This window comes from Streptomyces gilvus (assembly GCF_022513565.1).
Lineage (GTDB): Bacteria > Actinomycetota > Actinomycetes > Streptomycetales > Streptomycetaceae > Streptomyces > Streptomyces gilvus.
On sequence record NZ_JAKWBE010000011.1, the window covers coordinates 207,370 to 224,937 of the forward strand.

At 69.2% G+C, this 17,568-nt stretch carries 18 protein-coding genes and 1 tRNA gene; 8 read left to right on the forward strand and 11 right to left on the reverse strand.

Features of this window, described 5'->3' with window-relative positions:
• Positions 1 to 95: 95 nt before the first annotated feature.
• Entirely contained in the window at positions 96 to 737 is a 642-nt protein-coding gene (locus tag MKW14_RS19305; RefSeq protein WP_240863852.1) for a MerR family transcriptional regulator, read from the forward strand.
• 9 nt (positions 738 to 746) lie between these two features.
• Here MKW14_RS19305 and MKW14_RS19310 read toward each other — a convergent pair whose 3' ends face one another.
• Positions 747 to 1,553, reverse strand: coding sequence for an exodeoxyribonuclease III (locus MKW14_RS19310; protein ID WP_240863854.1), 807 nt, complete (start codon positions 1,551 to 1,553; stop codon positions 747 to 749).
• Between the two features lie 68 nt (positions 1,554 to 1,621).
• On the opposite strand from MKW14_RS19310, the gene MKW14_RS19315 reads away from it, so the two are divergent.
• Positions 1,622 to 2,104: a GNAT family N-acetyltransferase gene (locus tag MKW14_RS19315; RefSeq protein WP_240863856.1), complete on the forward strand. Its 483-nt coding sequence runs from the start codon at positions 1,622 to 1,624 to the stop codon at positions 2,102 to 2,104.
• A gap of 713 nt (positions 2,105 to 2,817) precedes the next feature.
• Here the strand turns inward: MKW14_RS19315 and MKW14_RS19320 are convergent.
• Positions 2,818 to 4,053 carry a helix-turn-helix domain-containing protein gene (locus MKW14_RS19320; RefSeq protein WP_240863858.1) on the reverse strand — a complete coding sequence of 412 codons (1,236 nt, stop codon included), beginning with the start codon at positions 4,051 to 4,053 and terminating at the stop codon, positions 2,818 to 2,820.
• Positions 4,050 to 4,370 carry a putative quinol monooxygenase gene (locus MKW14_RS19325; protein WP_240863861.1) on the reverse strand — a complete coding sequence of 107 codons (321 nt, stop codon included), beginning with the start codon at positions 4,368 to 4,370 and terminating at the stop codon, positions 4,050 to 4,052. The genes MKW14_RS19320 and MKW14_RS19325 overlap by 4 nt, the downstream gene beginning before the upstream one ends.
• 189 nt (positions 4,371 to 4,559) lie before the next feature.
• Between MKW14_RS19325 and MKW14_RS19330 the strand changes: the two genes are divergently transcribed.
• The 5 genes from MKW14_RS19330 to MKW14_RS19350 are packed head-to-tail and all read left to right on the forward strand — an operon-like array spanning position 4,560 to position 8,122.
• The gene (locus MKW14_RS19330; RefSeq protein WP_240863863.1) at positions 4,560 to 5,069 is read left to right on the forward strand and encodes a hypothetical protein; all 510 of its coding nucleotides are present in this window, start codon (positions 4,560 to 4,562) and stop codon (positions 5,067 to 5,069) included.
• Complete coding sequence (locus MKW14_RS19335; RefSeq protein WP_240863864.1) at positions 5,066 to 5,278, forward strand: hypothetical protein; 213 nt, start codon at positions 5,066 to 5,068, stop codon at positions 5,276 to 5,278. The genes MKW14_RS19330 and MKW14_RS19335 overlap by 4 nt, the downstream gene beginning before the upstream one ends.
• 26 nt (positions 5,279 to 5,304) lie before the next feature.
• Complete coding sequence (repSA, locus tag MKW14_RS19340; RefSeq protein WP_308314610.1) at positions 5,305 to 6,696, forward strand: replication initiator protein RepSA; 1,392 nt, start codon at positions 5,305 to 5,307, stop codon at positions 6,694 to 6,696.
• Complete coding sequence (locus tag MKW14_RS19345) at positions 6,693 to 6,902, forward strand: helix-turn-helix domain-containing protein (RefSeq protein ID WP_240863866.1); 210 nt, start codon at positions 6,693 to 6,695, stop codon at positions 6,900 to 6,902. Before repSA ends, MKW14_RS19345 begins: the two co-directional genes overlap by 4 nt.
• Positions 6,890 to 8,122: a site-specific integrase gene (locus MKW14_RS19350; RefSeq protein ID WP_240863868.1), complete on the forward strand. Its 1,233-nt coding sequence runs from the start codon at positions 6,890 to 6,892 to the stop codon at positions 8,120 to 8,122. Before MKW14_RS19345 ends, MKW14_RS19350 begins: the two co-directional genes overlap by 13 nt.
• 72 nt (positions 8,123 to 8,194) lie before the next feature.
• On the opposite strand, the gene MKW14_RS19355 is transcribed toward MKW14_RS19350, so the two are convergent.
• The 7 genes from MKW14_RS19355 to galU form a co-directional block, all read right to left on the reverse strand.
• Positions 8,195 to 8,268, reverse strand: a tRNA-Ala gene (locus MKW14_RS19355).
• A gap of 139 nt (positions 8,269 to 8,407) precedes the next feature.
• Positions 8,408 to 9,652 carry a divisome protein SepX/GlpR gene (sepX, locus tag MKW14_RS19360; protein WP_240863870.1) on the reverse strand — a complete coding sequence of 415 codons (1,245 nt, stop codon included), beginning with the start codon at positions 9,650 to 9,652 and terminating at the stop codon, positions 8,408 to 8,410.
• Positions 9,653 to 9,829: 177 nt separating this feature from the next.
• Positions 9,830 to 10,435: a GNAT family N-acetyltransferase gene (locus MKW14_RS19365; protein ID WP_240863871.1), complete on the reverse strand. Its 606-nt coding sequence runs from the start codon at positions 10,433 to 10,435 to the stop codon at positions 9,830 to 9,832.
• Positions 10,436 to 10,455: 20 nt separating this feature from the next.
• A complete protein-coding gene (locus MKW14_RS19370) occupies positions 10,456 to 10,998 on the reverse strand; it encodes a MogA/MoaB family molybdenum cofactor biosynthesis protein (RefSeq protein WP_240863873.1) in 543 nt (180 codons plus the stop codon).
• The gene (moaC, locus tag MKW14_RS19375; protein WP_133045849.1) at positions 10,995 to 11,507 is read right to left on the reverse strand and encodes a cyclic pyranopterin monophosphate synthase MoaC; all 513 of its coding nucleotides are present in this window, start codon (positions 11,505 to 11,507) and stop codon (positions 10,995 to 10,997) included. The genes MKW14_RS19370 and moaC overlap by 4 nt, the downstream gene beginning before the upstream one ends.
• 130 nt (positions 11,508 to 11,637) lie before the next feature.
• Positions 11,638 to 12,960 (reverse strand): molybdotransferase-like divisome protein Glp, encoded by a 1,323-nt coding sequence (gene glp / locus MKW14_RS19380; protein WP_240863874.1) that lies wholly within the window; start codon positions 12,958 to 12,960, stop codon positions 11,638 to 11,640.
• Between the two features lie 5 nt (positions 12,961 to 12,965).
• On the reverse strand, positions 12,966 to 13,868 hold the full coding sequence (gene galU, locus MKW14_RS19385) for a UTP--glucose-1-phosphate uridylyltransferase GalU (RefSeq protein WP_240863877.1): 903 nt from the start codon (positions 13,866 to 13,868) through the stop codon (positions 12,966 to 12,968).
• A gap of 133 nt (positions 13,869 to 14,001) precedes the next feature.
• On the opposite strand from galU, the gene MKW14_RS19390 reads away from it, so the two are divergent.
• Positions 14,002 to 14,586 (forward strand): 5-formyltetrahydrofolate cyclo-ligase, encoded by a 585-nt coding sequence (locus MKW14_RS19390; protein WP_240863879.1) that lies wholly within the window; start codon positions 14,002 to 14,004, stop codon positions 14,584 to 14,586.
• A 79-nt stretch (positions 14,587 to 14,665) separates the two neighbouring features.
• Here the strand turns inward: MKW14_RS19390 and MKW14_RS19395 are convergent, their stop codons facing one another.
• The gene (locus MKW14_RS19395) at positions 14,666 to 17,506 is read right to left on the reverse strand and encodes a penicillin acylase family protein (RefSeq protein WP_240863881.1); all 2,841 of its coding nucleotides are present in this window, start codon (positions 17,504 to 17,506) and stop codon (positions 14,666 to 14,668) included.
• Positions 17,507 to 17,568 lie beyond the last annotated feature (62 nt).

Sequence of the window (17,568 nt, forward strand, 5' to 3'; positions counted from 1 at the left end):
GAACACTGGCGCAATGGGAGGGTAGAGCAGCTCCGTACCGATGGGTAGGGGGCGCGGGGAAGGAAGTTACCGGGAGTACAACATAGGGTGCCGTCGTGACCGAGAAGCGTGAGTACCGCATGGAGGAGCTGGCGCGGCTGGCCGGCATCACGGTGCGCACCCTGCGCTTCTACCGCGAGCGCAAGCTGATCGGGCCGCCCCGCCGTGAGGGCCGTATCGCCTGGTACGACGACCACCACCTGGCCCGGCTGCGCACCATCGCGGCGCTCCTGGAACGCGGCCACACCCTCACCGGAATCGCGGAACTGGCGGAGGCCCTGGACCACGGCCGCGACGTGGCCGACGTCCTCGGCGTCGCCCCCACCGAGGAGGAGCCCGTCCGCCTCACCCCCGAGGAACTCGCCGCCCGCTTCGAGGGCCAGGCCACCCCCGAGAACCTCGCCGCCGCTCTCGACCTCGGCTACCTGGGCACCGACGGCGACGAGATCGTCCACATCAGCCGCCGTCTCCTGGACGTCTCCTCCGCCCTGGTCCGCGAGGGTATCCCCCTCGCCGAGGTCCTGGCAGCGGCCGCCCGCGTCCGCGAACACGTTGACGAACTCGCCGAGATGTTCGCGGCCCTGGTCCTCCGTCACGGCACCGAGGACGACCTCCACCGCCTGCGCCCCCTGGCCCGCAGCGTGGTGGAGGCGGAACTGTCACTGGCACTGGACCGGCGGTTGCGCAAGCGGGATTGACAGGAGGCCTTACCGGAGGTCGTAGACGACCGTAACGGGCGCGTGGTCCGACCAGCGCTCGTCATGCGTGGCCGCCCGCTCGACGTACCCCTTCACGGCCTTGGCCGCCAGCCCCGGCGTCGAGACGTGAAGGTCGATGCGCCAACCGCTGTCGTTGTCGAAGGCCCGTCCCCGGTAGGACCACCAGGTGTACGGGCCCTCCGCGTCCGGGTGCAGGGCGCGTACGACGTCCACGTAGCCGCCGTCGGTCTGGTCGAACACCTGGGTGAGCCACTCCCGTTCCTCGGGGAGGAAGCCGGAGTTCTTCTGGTTGCCGCGCCAGTTCCTGAGGTCGGCCGGCTGGTGGGCGATGTTCCAGTCGCCGCAGACGACGACCTCGCGCCCCTCGGCGGCGGCCCGCTCGCGCAGCGCCTTCAGGTGGACGAGGAACTCGGCCATGAAGCGGACCTTCTCGTCCTGCCGCTCGGTGCCGACCTCGCCGGAGGGGAGGTAGAGGGAGGCGACGGTGACCCCGGGCAGGTCGGCCTCGACGTACCGCCCGGTGGTGTCGAACTCGGCCGAGCCGAATCCGACCCGGACACGGTCGGGCTCACGGCGGGTGTAGAGGGAGACGCCGGCCCGGCCCTTGGCGGCGGACGGCGCGTGCACGACGTGCCACCCGTCCGGGGTGCGCACCTCCTCGGACAGCTGCTGCGGCTCGGCCCGCACCTCCTGCAGGCACAGCACATCGGCGGAGGTCCCGGCGAGCCACTCGACGAAGCCCTTCTTCGCGGCGGCACGCAGTCCATTGACGTTGACGGAGGTCACAGTGAGCACCCGGGAACCCTACCGGCACACTGGACGCAGTCCGGATCCCGGTTACGCACAGGTGTACGGTCCACAGCATGAACATTCGCCGCGTCCCCTTCGACCACCCGGACGCCGTCAAGCTCAACGACGAGGTCCAGGCCGAGTACCACGTCCGCTACGGCGACGGCGGAGACGCCACCCCGCTCGACCCGTCCCACTTCGAGCCCCCGAACGGCGTCTACCTGATCGCGTACGACGAGTACGACAGCCCGGTCGCCACCGGCGGCTGGCGCGCCCAGGACGCCAACGGCGAGGGCAACCGCGACGGCGACGCCGAGCTCAAGCGCATGTTCGTGGTGGCCCCGGCCCGCGGCCGCGGCCTCGCGCGCCGCATCCTGGCCGCCCTGGAGGAGGACGCGCGGGCGGCGGGCCGCGCCCGGATGGTCCTGGAGACCGGCCTGAAGCAGCCGGAGGCCATCGCCCTGTACACGTCCAGCGGCTACGAGCCGTGCGAGAAGTTCGGCTACTACCGCTTCCACGAAAGCAGCCGCTGCTTCGCGAAGCCGCTGGGTGCCTGAGCAGACCGGCGCTCCCGCTCGGCTGACGCGCTGTCAGCCGAGCCTCCGGCTCGAGAGCGCACACCAAAGATCCCGCCCGATCTTCCGATCGGACGGGATCTCATCAACTGCCCCAGGTTTCCCTGACCAGTTGTTGCGGTGGACCTGAGGGGATTTGAACCCCTGGCCCCCTCGATGCGAACTATGGGCACGAGGGTTGCTGAGGTCTCTTGCGCTGGTCAAGGGGCTGTTAGCGACCGTAGGCGGTCACCTGCGGTCAAGGTGGTTGCTGTACTTCGCTGCTGTACTGCACCCTTCCCTCCCCCCTCCCCCGCCCCGTTGGCCGGCAGCCAGCAACGGCGAGAGGTCGGCTCCGAGACTTTGGGCTGGAGCTGCCATGGGGCGAGTGATCATGGCCCTGTAAGCTTCCGGCGCGTCGGGCAGTCTGTGGACCTGCCCGTTAAAGCACGACGTTAGGGCCATGATCTTCGAGGCTCGCCCCATGGTGGCTGCCTAAAGTCTCGGAGCCGACCGGCCCCGCCGATGTCTTGTACGGGAGCTCCCTCATGGCGTCCGGCCCTATCCACATGTGGGCGCGCGTCGGCGCAGCGCGGGCGGAGCGGGCCGGAGGCAGGAGCGTCGCCCGCAGCGGAGCCGGGAGCGCGCCCGGCGGAGCGGAGCGCAGCCGGGGCTTGATGAGGTAGAGAAACCCGTAACTCGGGTCGCCAAGGCGATCAGCCGACCGCGCTCCGTTCGGCTAGGCCACGCAAGGATTCAGGGACACGAGGCTCCGACAGTTGGACCAGATCTCGGACTACTTCGCGGGCTAGGTGGTGATCGTGGATCTGCTCCGGAGCCAGCCTTTCGGCTTCCAAGAGGGCGGCTGTAGCCTCGCCAACGTGTCGCCGCTGCGCGTGTGCCCGCGCCACGTCAAGGAAGAAACGCGACTGCCGTTCGGGCGAAAGACCTGATGCGTCAACCGCCTGGGCTACCTCTAGGGCTAGTCCCGCGTCTCCCAACTCGACCGCCGTGCTCATCGCATGGATCTCGACGTTCGTAGGCCCGAACTCCGTGTCGAAGTCGTTGCGGTCCTCCCCCAACCGTGCCGCGATTTCGCGAGCCCGGTTGATGTGCTCATGCGTCTTTGCCCGGTGACCCTCTCTCGCGTTGATCACAGCGAGAACCAAGTTCATGGCACCCAACAGCGATAGCTCTTCAGGGGGACACGCGGGCGATTCCGCCCTGGGCGCCATGACAGTCACGGCGGACTTCGCTGCTTGCTCGGCCTGTTCCATGTGCTGCTGCCGCATGAACGCGTGAGCCATGCGGAACAGGCTCGCAACAACTTCCAAGGGTTGGCCTGCGAGTTCGGCAGCCTGTAGCGCACGGTCTGCAGCAACCCAAGCAGCATCGGCCTGGTCCTGCCGAGTGAAGCTCGCGGCTGCGACTTGGTATGCCTTGGCGCGGAGGGCATGAAGGTCAATGCGGTCACTGGCTGGCGCGTGCCGTACTGCGGTCTCGATGCTCGGCAGCAACTCGGTTAGGTGATCGCTCAACGCCGCATAGCTTGACGCATGGGCGAGCGTCCACGCCTCTTCCACACGCTGTCGGAAGTCTGCCAACGGGGGGATCGGCTCAGTCGGCGGCTGCTCAAAGAGGCTGCCCAGGGCAGGGTGTCCGGTGAGGGCTACACGTAGGCCATCGAGATCATTGCTGCGCTGCGTCTCTGCGGGCCCGGCCTCCTCGGTTGGTGCTGCATCAGGGCGTACCTCGCGAACGGACACGTTCAGCGCGTCGGCAAGGGCTTGAAGCACCGACAGACGCTCCACAGGCTGTACGCCTCTTTCGACCTGTGAGACCCAGCTCTCCGAGCGCCCCATTGCGGCGGCGAGGTCGCTTTGCGACATGCCCGCATCGCGGCGCAGTTCCTTGATTCGCTGGCCGAGGGTCTTGGTGTCGGAGCCTGTCACGCCTCAGCTCCGGTGGGGTGCTTGCCGGCGTACGGCTGAAGCCGGTCAACCTCAGTCTTCTCAACGTACTTGGAGCGCTCCTCAAGGAAGTGCCGGGTGTGGGGCTGACGCTCGTGCTCCTCGAATGCTTCGCGGTCGGCGTACAGCTCGTAGAAGATCCGCTCGTTGGGTGCGCCCTCAACTTGGTGGCACGCATAGACCAGCGTGCCGGGCTCATGGGCCTGAATTCCCGCTGCGGTCTCTCGGATCAGTGCGTCGAATGCCTCGCCTGCGCCATCGCGAAGCGTGAAGCGAACAAAAAGCCCAAAGTTGTCCATTTCTCCTCCATCTCGTCGCATTCAGTCTCGCAGAGTAGAACCAAGACTGCTAGTCGCAGGTTTTCTGTTGACTCGCAGTTTTTCTGCGGGTAGCTTCGAGAGTGCCGGACAACAAGGCGCCCCGGACCGTGCGCATCCGCCAAGATCACGACACAGTCCGGGGCTGATCCCACTAGGGGAGGCTCCATCATGCCTGCAACGTTGGTTGCTCCGCACTTGCCGTCGGCCGTGTTACTCGAAGAGCTGGAGGCCATGGAGCGCGCGGTCGCGCTGTACGCCTCGGACATGCCGAATGGCTACCTCTTGCAGGGGTCGCAGGACGCGGCCGTGGTCGGCTGGATCAATCAGGGCGTCGCTCGTCTCGGTCGTGAAGAGATCCGCCTGCGCGCGTCCCATCTGCTCGGTCACCGCTTGCTGTGGCTGCGCGACATGACCACCCCGGAGATCAACCGCCGTCACAAGAAGCGGTTTCCCTCCAAGCGGCGCCTGGGCCTCGCGGAATCTCTGGCGGCGATCACCATCGGGTGGACCGCTCCTGCCCCGGCCGCGCGGAACCTCCCGGCCGTGATCGACGGTCCGTGCCCGAGGTGCGATGACGCCGGGAAGCTCTGGGTCAACCAGGTCATCGACGACGCCTCCGGCTGGTACGAGGAGGGCTACGTCCCGTGCTGGGTGTGCCAGGGCGGGGGTGCCGAGTGACCTACTTCGAAGATCCCCTGCACGCGCAGGAAGCCGCGGACGAAGAGCGCGCCGGTCGGATCAACGTGTGGCTGGATCGGCACGACGTCAGGCCGTACACCCACTTCTTCACTGTGATCAACGATGCGATGTACGCGGAGGACGACGCCAAGCTTCGCGGACTGTATCCGCCCCTCGGACACGGCTACCCGAGGGAGGACTACCTGTGACGGAGTTCCCCGTCGCCCCTGAGGCCGTGGCCGGTGCTGCGGCCTCCTTGGGCACCGACCCGATCACCCTCGCGGACATGCTTCGGGTGGCCAACTCGCCCGGCTTTGACCGCTGGCAGGAACAGGTCCGCCGTACCGGTGGCTGCGCGCACCCGATCCGGCTTCAAGGCCAGACGGTCACCCGTGATGCGAAGACCGGTGACGTTCTCTACTCGTACAGCACCGACGGTGAGCCGGGCGGCATGCTGCGGGTGGCCTGCGGTAATCGCCGTGCCTCGCGCTGCCCGGCCTGTGCTTGGACCTACGCCGGGGATACGTACCACCTGATCCGTGCCGGGATCACCGGTGACCTCAATAAGGGTGTCTCACCGGTCGTGCGGGATCACCCCCGGGTCTTCGCCACGCTCACCGCGCCCTCGTTCGGGCCCGTGCACAACCGGCCGGACTCCGGACGCTGCCGCTGCGGGAGCTCCCACGCGGAGGACGATCCCGCTCTCGGTACGGCGCTCAACCCGGACCGGTACGACTACGCCGGGGCGGTCCTCTGGAACAACTTCGCCGGGGACCTGTGGCGCCGGTTCACCATCTACCTCCGCCGGGAGATCGCGCACCGTGCGGGCCTCACGCAGTCGGCCCTGAAGGAGGTGTGCCGGGTCTCCTTCGGCAAGGTCGCGGAGTTCCAGAAGCGGGGCGCCGTGCACTTCCACGCCGTTGTGCGCCTCGACGGTCCCGACGGGCCCGACACCGCTCCGCCGGCGTGGGCCACGATCGCTCTCCTGGACGGCGCGATCCGTGCCGCTGCCGGTCGGGTCTCTGTGCCGGTGCCTGCTTCCGGTGACTTCCCCGCGCGGGTGCTGCGGTGGGGCTCTCAGGTCGACGTGCAGGCGATCGGCGCCTTTGGGAGTGAGGAGTTGACCGAAGCGGCGGTGGCCTCCTACGTGGCCAAGTACGCCACCAAGGCGGCGGAGACCACGGGCACGGTGGATCACCGGATCGGGGAGCTGGGAGAACTTGACAAGCTGCCGCTGCCTGCGCACACCCGGCGTCTGATCGAAGCCTGCTGGGATCTCGACGACGCCTACCCGGACCGGATGCTGGCGCGGTGGGCTCACATGCTCGGCTTCCGCGGGCACTTCTCGACCAAGTCCCGCCGCTACTCCACCACCCTGGGCGCCCTCCGGCAGGTGCGGGCCGACTACCGCGCCCGCCAGGAACGCCGTGAGCGAGGCCTGTCCGAGGACCTTGACGACTCGGAGGGCTCCACGCTCGTGCTCGCCCACTGGACCTACGCCGGACAGGGCCACACGCCGGGAGAGTCCTGGCTGGCCGAATCGATCGCAAAGGACATCCGACTGAACCGAGAGATCGCACGCGAAGCCCTGCAAGACCAACTCGAATGGGAGGAAGCCGCAGCATGACGACGGCTGTGATCACGCGCAAGTGGTACACCACGGCAGAGGTCGCCGAGATGCTCGGCTATGGCCTCTCAAAGACCAAGATGCTGGTGCTCACCGGGGAGATTCGCTCCATCAAGGACGGCCGCAACCGCCGCATCCTGCCTCGCTACGTGGACGAATACGTCGAACGCCGTGCCCAGGAAGCAGAAGCGGAGTGGTCGGCATGAGCGGCAAGCGTGGCAACGGCGAAGGCTCGATCTACCCGTACAAGAACGGCTTCGCCGCGTACGCCTGGGTCACCACCCCCGAGGGCAACCGCAAGCGGAAGTACGTCTATGGCAAGACTCGCGAAGAGGTCCACGACAAGTGGATCAAACTGCACGCTGAGGCGAAGGAAGGGCCGGTGGTCACCTCGACACCGACCTTGGCGCAGTACCTCACGCGGTGGCTGCGGGAGGTCGTAGAGCCTGATCTGAAGCCCAAGACGGCCGAGACCTACGCCATGCATGTCCGGCTCTACATCGTGCCGGGGCTGGGCTCGAAGCGGCTCGACAAGCTCACCGTGCGAGACGTGCGGAGCTGGGTGAACACCCTTCTGGAACAGTGCCAGTGCTGCGCCCAGGGCCTCGACGCGAAGCGGGACACGGCTCGTTGCTGTGCGGCCGGCGCCTGCTGTGAGCGCATCCCATCTCGCCGCACGGTCCAGGATGCCCGCGCGGTCCTGCGGTCAGCCTTGACCAACGCCATGACGGAAGAGCTGATCTCGAAGAACGTGGCGGGTCTGGTCAAGGTGCGATCGGCGCGGAAGACGAAGCGGCACCCGTGGTCCGTGGAAGAGGCCCGGCAGTTCCTCGAAGCATCGAGCGCGGCGCATGATCCGCTGTACGCGGCGTATGTCCTCATCCTGGTCCTCGGCTTCCGGCGCGGCGAGGTGCTGGGCCTCACCTGGGAGAACGTGAACCTGGACGCCGGAGAGATCACGGTGCAGATGCAGCTACAGCGGATCAACCGGCGCCTGGTCCATGACGAGACCAAGACCGAGGCGTCCACGGCCACGCTTCCGCTGCCGCAGATCTGCGTCACGGCGCTACAACTCCGCCTGAAGGAAAGAGAGTTGGCGAAGCAAGCCGCTGGTGAGCTGTGGACCGAATCCGACTTCGTGTTCACCACGCGCTACGGCACGCCGTACGAACCCCGCAACTTCAACCGGCTGTTCGTCGCTCGGTCGGCTCGCGCCGGCGTCCGCCGCATCCGTCTGCACGACACCCGGCACACCTGCGGCTCGCTGCTTGCAGCCCTCGACGTGCACCCCCGAGTCGCGATGCAGATCCTTCGCCATAGCAAGATCGCGGTGACGATGGAGGTCTACACGCACGTCCCGTCCGAGTCGACCCGGCGGGCACTTCGCAAGCTGGGCAAGCACCTTGGGAAGCAAGATCCAAAGTAGTTGCTGTACTTAGCTGCTGTACGGCATGCCAAAGCCCCTGTCGGTGATCACCAACAGGGGCTTTGAGCTGCGTGGACCTGAGGGGATTTGAACCCCTGGCCCCCTCGATGCGAACGAGGTGCGCTACCGGACTGCGCCACAGGCCCTTGCAACGAGTGAAACTCTAGCACCCCGATCCGCGTGCTTGGAAATCCGTTCCCGGCCGGGTGGAGGGCAGCGGCACAGGTGGGACGGGCGGGAGAGACCGCGGGGTGCGGGGCCGGCGAAGGCGCTCGGGGCCGTCGGCTACTCGTTGGCGGCCTTCGGCCGGTCCCCGTCCTCGTACTGGTCGAACAGCGGCGTACGCCCCCGCTCGCGCGCCCGGCGCGCGGAGGCCGCCCGGCGGGCGTCGCTGCGCCCGTCATCCTCGGCCCTGTCCTCCGCGTCGGCCCCCGGCGCCTCCACGCCGTCCCGGTGCTCGGCCGCGGCGGCGTCCTGCGTCTCCTGGTCCGGGGCCACGGCACTCGACCGCGCCGAGCTCCACGCGTCCGGCGCCCCGAGGTCCACGTCAGAGGTCGCCCGCGGAGCGACCGGCGCGGTCACGTACGTCGGCAGCGGCACCGGTACCGGGTCCCAGCTGTCCCCGTGCCCCGGCCGCCGCTGCCGCTCGCGCTGCTGGTCGACCCACTCGGCGTGGTCGGTCTGCTCGACGAGGGCGCGCCGGTCGGCGGCCAGCGCGGACAGCCCGGGGTCGGCCTCCGGCTCCGGGCCCTCCTCGGGCTCGTCGACCGGTGACTCGACGGTGGGGCGGCGGCGCGGCTGGCGGGCGCGCTCGCGCAGGTGCTGCGCGGCGACCTCGGCCCGGCGCCGGTCCATCTGGAAGGCGAAGCGCCGGCGCTCCTGGGCGCGCAGGTAGGCGATGTACCCGCTGAGCAGTACGGCGGGCACGCCGGGCGCCCACAGGAACGCCAGGCCTCCGACGGCGGCGACGATCGCGCCGAGCGTGAAGGCGAGGAAGAGCATCACGGTGGTGCGCCGACGGCGCGCGAGCACCTTGGTACGCCGGGCGCGCGCGGCGGCGGCTTCCTGCGCGGGTGTGCGCCGCGCGCTCGGCACTCGCTTCCGCGCCGGCGCGGAGTCGCCCGACCGGTGGTGTGCGGAGGCGGCGCGGGCGGGCGCGGAACTTGATCCGGACTCCGGCGCTTCCGACCTGTCGCGCGCCGGTTGCGCACGCCCCGACGCCGGCGCCTGCACGTCCGCGCGCGCCTGCGGGCGGGTCGGAGGCATGGCGAAGGCCCGGACGTCCACCGAGTCGGTGATCGCGTCCGGTGCGTCCGCGCCGGGCTCCCCCTCTTCGGCGGAGCGCGCGCGCAGGTCCCTGGCGTACCGACGCTCCATGCCCGCTCGTCCGGACAGCAACCGGATGGCGGTGCTGAAGCGTTCCGTCGGACGGGCCTCGTTCAGCTCGTCCTGCCTACGGAGCCACATCGGCACCAAGTAGGCGGCCCAGGCCCCGACAATGACTGCGTAGATGAGGCCGCTGCTGCTCACGCCTCACACGGTAGAGGGGTTTGCGTGAGGCCATCCGCCAATTGGGCCGGTGTGTCGCACGATCTGGCTGATATTTCGAACTTTTTTTGTGACCGATGCGATCAGCCGGTCGCCGGGGCCGGGAATTTAATGCCGTGAGACGGTCGCCGAGCGATCAATTTCGAACACGCATTCAATTTATGCGGGATTCCTCCGCTGGGAGGCTGCCCGCTTCCAGCGGCTGAGCAACCCGTCCGGGACCTCTTCCGCGGTGAGCGCGAACACGAGATGGTCGCGCCAGGCTCCGTCGATGTGGAGATAACGCGGCCTGAGTCCCTCCTCGCGGAATCCGAGTTTCTCCACGACCCGCCGGCTCGGCCCGTTCTCGGGGCGAATGCAGACCTCGATGCGGTGCAGACCGACGGCCCGGAAACAGTGGTCCACGACGAGCGCCACGGACGTCGGCATGACTCCGCGGCCGGCCACCGCCTCGTCCACCCAGTAACCGATGTGCCCGGAACACATGGAGCCCCAGGTGATGCCGGCGACCGTCAACTGCCCGACGAGCCGCCCCTGGTACTCGATGACGAACGGCAGCATCCGGCCCGCGTTCGCCTCCGAGCGCAGGTGCCGGACCATCTGACGGTAGGTCGGCCGGTGCGCGATGGGGCCGCTGGGCGTGGGCGGCGGAATGGTCGCCTCCCAGGGGCGCAACCAGTCCCGGTTGCGCCGGTTGACCTCGCGCCACGCCCGCTGGTCGCGCAGTTTTATCGGCCTGAGGACGATGTCGCCGTCCGTCAGCACGACGGGCCAGGATGGGCTGTTCAGCTCGCACCCCCACTGGTGGAGCCGGGTCTGGGGTGGTCGCCGCCCCGGATCTGGTCGACGGCGTGGACCAGCAGGGGTTCCAGGACGGCCAGTCCGTCCCGGACCCCGCCGGTGGAACCCGGCAGGTTGACGATCAGCGTGCGTCCCGCGACCCCGGCCAGACCCCGGGAGAGCGCGGCGGTCGGCACCTTCTCCCGTCCGAACGCCCTGACGGCCTCCGCGATGCCCGGCACCTCGTAGTCGATCACCCTGCGCGTCGCCTCGGGAGTGCGGTCGGTGGGCGATATGCCGGTGCCGCCGGTGGTCACGATCACGTCGTAGCCGGCCTCGGCGCCCGCGCGCAGGGCGGCCTCCACGGGGTCCCCGTCGGGGACGACCCGCGGGCCGCCGACGGCGAACCCGAAGCCCTTGAGTCCCTCGGCGATCAGCGGGCCGCCCTTGTCCTCGTAGACACCGGCGGCGGCGCGGTTGGAGGCCGTGACGACGAGCGCGCTGTACGAGGCCCGCAGCGCGCCGCCGGTCGCGGGTTCGGGCGTCATGTCCGGCTCCAGTGGCCCGACTTGCCGCCCGTCTTCTCCTCCACGCGCACGTCCGTGATGACCGCTCCCTTGTCGACCGCCTTGACCATGTCGATCACGGTGAGCGCGGCGACGGAGACCGCGGTGAGGGCCTCCATCTCGACGCCCGTGCGGTCCGTGGTCTTCACGGTGGCCCGGATCTCCACGGCGTCGTCCGCGACCGACAGGTCCAGTTTCACACCGGACACCGACAACGGATGGCACAGCGGGATGAGATCCGGGGTGCGCTTGGCGCCCATGATCCCGGCGATGCGCGCGGTGGCGAGGGCGTCTCCCTTGGGTACTCCCTCACCGCGCAGCAACTCGATCACGCGCGGTGAGACGAGGACCCGGCCGCTGGCGCGGGCGGTGCGCGCGGTCACGTCCTTGCCGGACACGTCGACCATGCGGGCGGCGCCCGCCTCGTCGATGTGTGTCAGTCGGTCCTGCACAGACGGTCCGGGGGTCTCCCCCCGGGAAGGCACGGTCATGGTGTGTGACGCTCCCGGTCCGGGCCCCTCGCGGTGCGGCGCGTGGGCCTGCTGTGCGCGACACGGTACGCCAAGTCGGCGCGGACGACGGAGCAGGACCGTCCCCCTGAGCGGCCCACGCGCGCGTGGGTCAGCCGAGCAGGACGACCTCGACCTCGCTGCCGGGTTCGACGGACTCCACGTCCTCGGGTACGACGATCAGCGCGTCGGCGTGCGCGAGGGCCGCGACCAGGTGCGAACCGGCGCCGCCGACCGGGCTGACGGAGCCGTCGGCGTAGGTGCCCCGCAGGAACTGTCTGCGGCCCTTCGGCGAGGTCAGCGCCTTGCCGGTGGTGAGCGTGGCCCTGGTGCGCGGCCGGTGGACGTCGTCGAGCCCCATCAGGGTGCGGATCGCGGGGCGGACGAACAGCTCGAAGGAGACGTACGACGAGACGGGGTTGCCCGGGAGGGCGAGCAGCGGGACGTGGTCGGGGCCGATGGTGCCGAAGCCCTGGGGTTTGCCGGGCTGCATGGCGAGCTTGCGGAACTCGACGCCGCCGCCCGCCTCGTCCTCGTCGCCGACGTGGGACAGGGCTTCCTTCACGACGTCGTACGCCCCGACGCTCACACCGCCGGTGGTGACCATGAGGTCGGCGCGCACGAGTTGGTCCTCGATGGTGGCGCGCAGGGTCTCGGCGTCGTCGGCGACGGCGCCCACGCGGTAGGCGATGGCGCCGGCGTCGCGGGCGGCGGCGGTGAGGGCGAAGCTGTTGGAGTCGTAGATCTGGCCGCTGCGCAGTTCCTCGTCGGGCTGGACGAGTTCGCTGCCGGTGGAGACGACGACCACGCGCGGGCGCGGGCGCACGCGGACCGTGCCGCGGCCGATGGCGGCGAGCAGGGCGATCTGCGGCGGCCCGAGGACCGTGCCGGCCTCGAGGGCCCGGTCCCCGGCCTTGACGTCGCTGCCCTTGGCGCGCACGTGTGCGCGTGCCTCGGCGGACCGGTACACGTGCACGTGCCCCTCGGCGCCCTCGGGGCCGAGGCTGCGGGCGCGCATCCCGGCGACCGGGCCCTCGCCGAGGCCCCCGTCGGTCCATTCGACGGGGACGACGGTCTCGGCGCCGGGCGGCAGCGGGGCGCCGGTCATGATGCGGGCGGCCTGGCCCGGGCCCACGTGGAGCAGCTCGGCCTGGCCCGCCGCGACGTCCCCGACGACGTCCAGCACCGCCGGGAACTCCTCGCTCGCGCCCGCGACATCCGCGACCCGTACCGCGTACCCGTCCATGGAGCTGTTGTCGAACGGCGGCAGTGACAGCGGCACCGTGACGTCCTCGACCAGGACGCAGCCCTGGGCGTCGAGGAGCTGCAGCTCGATGGGTTCCAGGGGGCGGACGGTGGTGAGGACGTCCTCCAGGTGCTCGTCCACCGACCACAGGTGGTCCGGGCCGGTGGTGCGGGGCGCGGCGCTGCTCAACGTTGCTACATCTCCTCGGCTACGTAACTGCGAAGCCAGGTCCGGAAGTCCGGGCCCAGGTCTTCACGTTCGCATGCGAGTCTGACAATGGCACGCAGATAGTCACCGCGGTCGCCGGTGTCATAGCGGCGGCCCTTGAAGACCACGCCGTGCACCGGGCCGCCGACCTTCTCGTCCTGCGCGAGCTGCTGGAGGGCGTCGGTGAGCTGGATCTCGCCGCCGCGGCCCGGCTCGGTCTTGCGCAGTATCTCGAAGATGTGCGGGTCGAGGACGTAGCGGCCGATGACCGCGTAGTTCGACGGGGCGTCGTCCGGGTCGGGCTTCTCGACCATTCCGGTCACCTTGACGACGTCGCCGTCCTCGGTGGTCTCCACGGCCGCGCATCCGTAGAGGTGGATCTGCTCCGGCGCGACCTCCAGGAGCGCGATGACGCTGCCGCCGTGCCGCTCCCGCACCTCGACCATGCGCGCGAGCAGGGGGTCGCGCGGGTCGATGAGGTCGTCGCCGAGCAGGACGGCGAAGGGTTCTTCGCCCACGTGCGGGGCGGCGCACAGCACGGCGTGACCCAGCCCCTTGGGGTCGCCCTGCCGCACGTAGTGCATGGTGGCCAGGTCGCTGGAGGCCTGGACCTTGGCGAGCCGGCCGGCGTCGCCCTTCTTCTGGAGGGCGGACTCCAGCTCGTAGTTGCGGTCGAAGTGGTCCTCGAGCGGGCGCTTGTTGCGGCCGGTGACCATGAGGACGTCGTCGAGGCCCGCGGCCACGGCCTCCTCGACCACGTACTGGATCGCGGGCTTGTCGACGACCGGCAGCATCTCCTTGGGAGTGGCCTTGGTGGCCGGCAGGAACCGGGTGCCGAGGCCGGCTGCGGGAATGACAGCCTTGGTGATCCTGGGGTGGGACTGAGTCATGCCCGCAACCTTATCCGGTGCCTTTGCGGGGAATCCGCGGCTCCGGTTAATTGGCTCTCATATGAGCGGATTGGAAGGGTACGGGGTGCGATCAGTGAGCCACACCGGACGTTCGGCCGAGCCTGACAAGCGAATGTTGCGGCGAGAGTTCCTCGCGGTGAGAAACAGGTTGACGGCGGATGACGTGCGAGAGGCCGCCGGGGCGCTCGCCGCCCGCGCCCTCGAGCTGCCCGAACTGGCGCGGGCGCGCACGGTGGCGGCGTACGTCTCCGTGGGGAGCGAGCCCGGCACCCTCGCGCTCCTGGACGCGCTGTGCGCGCGGGGCGTGCGGGTCCTGCTCCCGGCGCTGCTGCCGGACAACGACCTGGACTGGGGCGCGTACAGCGGCGAGGGCTCCCTGGCGCGGGTCCAACGCGGCGGGAAGATGGCCCTCTTCGAGCCGACCGGCGAGCGTCTCGGCCCGGACGCCGTGGCCGGAGCCGACGTGGTGCTGTTGCCGGGGCTGGCGGTCGACGCGCGCGGGATGCGGCTGGGGCGCGGCGGAGGGTCGTACGACCGCGTCCTCGCTCGTCTGGAGGGCGCGGGCGCGCATCCGGCGCTGGTGGTGCTGCTGTACGACTCGGAGGTCGTCGAGCGCGTTCCGGCCGAGGCGCACGACCGGCCGGTGCACGCCGTGGTGACACCGTCGGGCGTACGCCGCTTCCGCAGCGGCGCGTGAACCGCCGCGCACACGGAAAGGGGTCCTCCACGCACGCGTGAAGGACCCGTTTCCGTGACTCACCGCCGGAGGCTCGGCCTCATGGCTTCAGCACCAGCGTGTCGCTCGTGTTCTTGTCCACGGCCTTGTCGGAGAAGTTCCAGTCGAGGAGTTCGCCGTCGGCCCACTTGCCGGTCTGGTCGGTGTAGTGGGCGCTGAAGGCGTGCCCGGAGGCTCCCGTGAGGTTGATCCACTTCGACTTGTCGAGGTCGTCGAGGTTGACCACCATGCGCATCGACGGGACCCACACGACGCCGTATCCGCCGGCCGCGTTCCACCCGGTGGCGTTGACGGTCGCCTCGCCGCCGCTGAGCTTCCAGGGGCCGCGGTTGAGGACGTACTTCAGGATGCTGGGGCCGTCGGTGCCGAGGGTCTGGTTCTTCAGGAACAGGCGGTGCAGCCGGCCCCAGCTCCAGGTGTCGATGTCCTTGCCCAGCTTGGCGGTGAGCTCCCAGCGGGCGTCGATCATGGCGCGCTTGAACAGGTCGTCACGGTTGTTCTGCGCCCCCGGCCGGGTGAGCGACTTGGGCGTGGTCCACCAGTCGCTCTTCGGGTCGTTCATCAGGTTGCGCACGACCTCGAACCAGCGGTCGCCGCCGTCCGGCTGCGCCTGGTCGGCGTCGCGCTGGCCGCACTCGCGGACCTTGTTGGTCGCGTCCGCGGGGCCGGTGGTGTTGACCGGGTCGACCCACAGGCACTGGCCCTTGACGCGCAGTTCCTTGGGCAGCTTGTTGCCGAAGGCGAGCTTGAGGATGTTGCGCCAGACGGCGTTGAAGTAGGCGGCCGCGGCCGAGTCGGCGTCCTGGGTGTAGTCCCAGCCCTCCAGAAGGTCCTGCGCCTCGCGGACGGCCTTCGCCCCGCTGGTGTCCCTGTCCTTGATGTCGATCTTCAGCAGCTTGGGCACGAGCAGCTTGGCGATCTCGCTGCTGTTGTCGAGCTGCATCTGGCGCATGTCGTCCGTGGAGATCTTGCCGCCGTCCTTGATCTTCGACTCGATCAGGTCGGTGATGCGCTGACTGCGGGTGCCGTACCCCCAGTCCGTGGTGAGCGTGTAGGGGTACTTGTCCGGGTCGATCACCGCCTGGTTGGCGGTGACGATGTAGCCGCGCTTCGGGTTGTACTCGTAGGGCAGCGCCTTCTCGGGGATGAACCCGGTCCACTTGTAGCCGGAGTCCCAGCCCGGCGCGGGGATCGAGCCGTCGTCCTTCTTCGCGCGCGTGGGGATCTTTCCGGGCAGCGTGTAGCCGATGTTGTCCTTGTCGGCGTAGACCAGGTTCTGCGAGGGCACGTCGAACAGTGCGGCGGCGGAACGGAAGCCGCTCCAGTTCGAGGCCTTGTCCATGGCGAAGACGGCGTCCATGGAGGTGCCCGGGTCCAGCGCGGTCCAGCGCAACGCGACGCCGTAGCCGTCGCCGCGGTCGGGTGCGGCGGTGTCGACGGTGGCCTTCTTGCCGACCTTGACGAGCTCGTCGTCCCGGTCGGACAGCAGCGGCATGCCGTCGGCGGTCTGGCGGACGACGATCTTCTTGGCGGCGCCGCCGGCGACCTTGATGGTCTCCGTGCGGGTCTTGAAGGGCTTCACCGTGCCGTCGTACAGGTAGCCGTCGCCGGTGAGCTTCTCCAGGTAGAGGTCGGTGACGTCGACGCCGGAGTTGGTCATGCCCCAGGCGATGTCCTGGTTGTGGCCGATGATCACGCCGGGCATGCCCGCGAAGGTGTAACCGGTGACGTCGTACTGGCACTTGCTGGAGACGGTCCGGCAGTGCAGGCCCATCTGGTACCAGACGGACGGCAGCGAGGCCGACAGGTGCGGGTCGTTGGCGAGCAGGGGGTGGCCGGTGATGGTGTGGGCCCCGGAGACGACCCACGAGTTGGATCCGATGCCCTGGCCGTTCACGCCAACGGCGGCGGGAACGTCGTCCAGGACCTTGTAGAGGCCCGAGAGCTGGCCCTGCAGTGCCGAGGACGCCGTCGAGCCGGAAACTCCCGCAGAGCCGCTTGTGGAGGTTCCGCCGGTCGAGGTTCCGCTGGTGGTCGACGTTCCGCTGGTGGAGGTTCCGCTCGTGGAGGTTCCGCTCGACGACGAGCTGCCGTTCTGGTCGAACGCCTTGGTGAGGTCGTTGTACTGGCCCTCCTGGACGATCGCCTTGTTGCGGCTGTACGGGTAGTCCGGGTACAGGTCGGCGATCTGCTTGGGGCCGAGGCGGCTGGTCATCAGGGCGCGGTCGATCTCGTCCTGCATGTTGCCGCGCAGGTCCCAGGCCATCGCCTTCAGCCACGAGAGCGAGTCGACGGGGGTCCACTTCTGCGGCTTGTAGTCGTTGGTGAAGCCCAGGGCCGCGTACTCGAGGGAGATGTCCTTGCCGTCCTTGCCCCGCAGGTAGGCGTTGACTCCCTTGGCGTAGGCCCGGAGATACTTCTTCGTGGAGGCCGACAGCTTGGTGTCGTACTCCTGCTGGGCCACCCGGTCCCAGCCCAGGGTGCGCAGGAACTCGTCGTTCTTGACCTGGCTCTTGCCGAACATCTCCGACAGGCGCCCGGCGGTCATGTGGCGGCGTACGTCCATCTCGTAGAACCGGTCCTGCGCCTGGACGTAGCCCTGCGCCATGAACAGGTCCTCGTCGGAGGAGGCGTAGATCTGCGGAATGCCGTAACCGTCGCGCTTGACGTCCACGGGTCCTGACAGACCGTCGAGTGTTATCGAACCCGTCGTCTGCGGGAAGGACGCACGCACGGTGCTGATGGACCAGTACGCCCCGTAGGCAACGCCCGCGATGAGGGCCAAGACCAGTACCAGCACGATGAGTCGGGCTTTGCGCCCCTTCTTCCTGCCGGACTTGCCGGGCTTGTCACCCGTTGTGGCGGTGATGTTGGGGGGCATCGCTGTCCTTGCTGTCCTAACGCGAGCGGCAGGCGGGCTGTGACTTTGAATGAGCGCTGGAG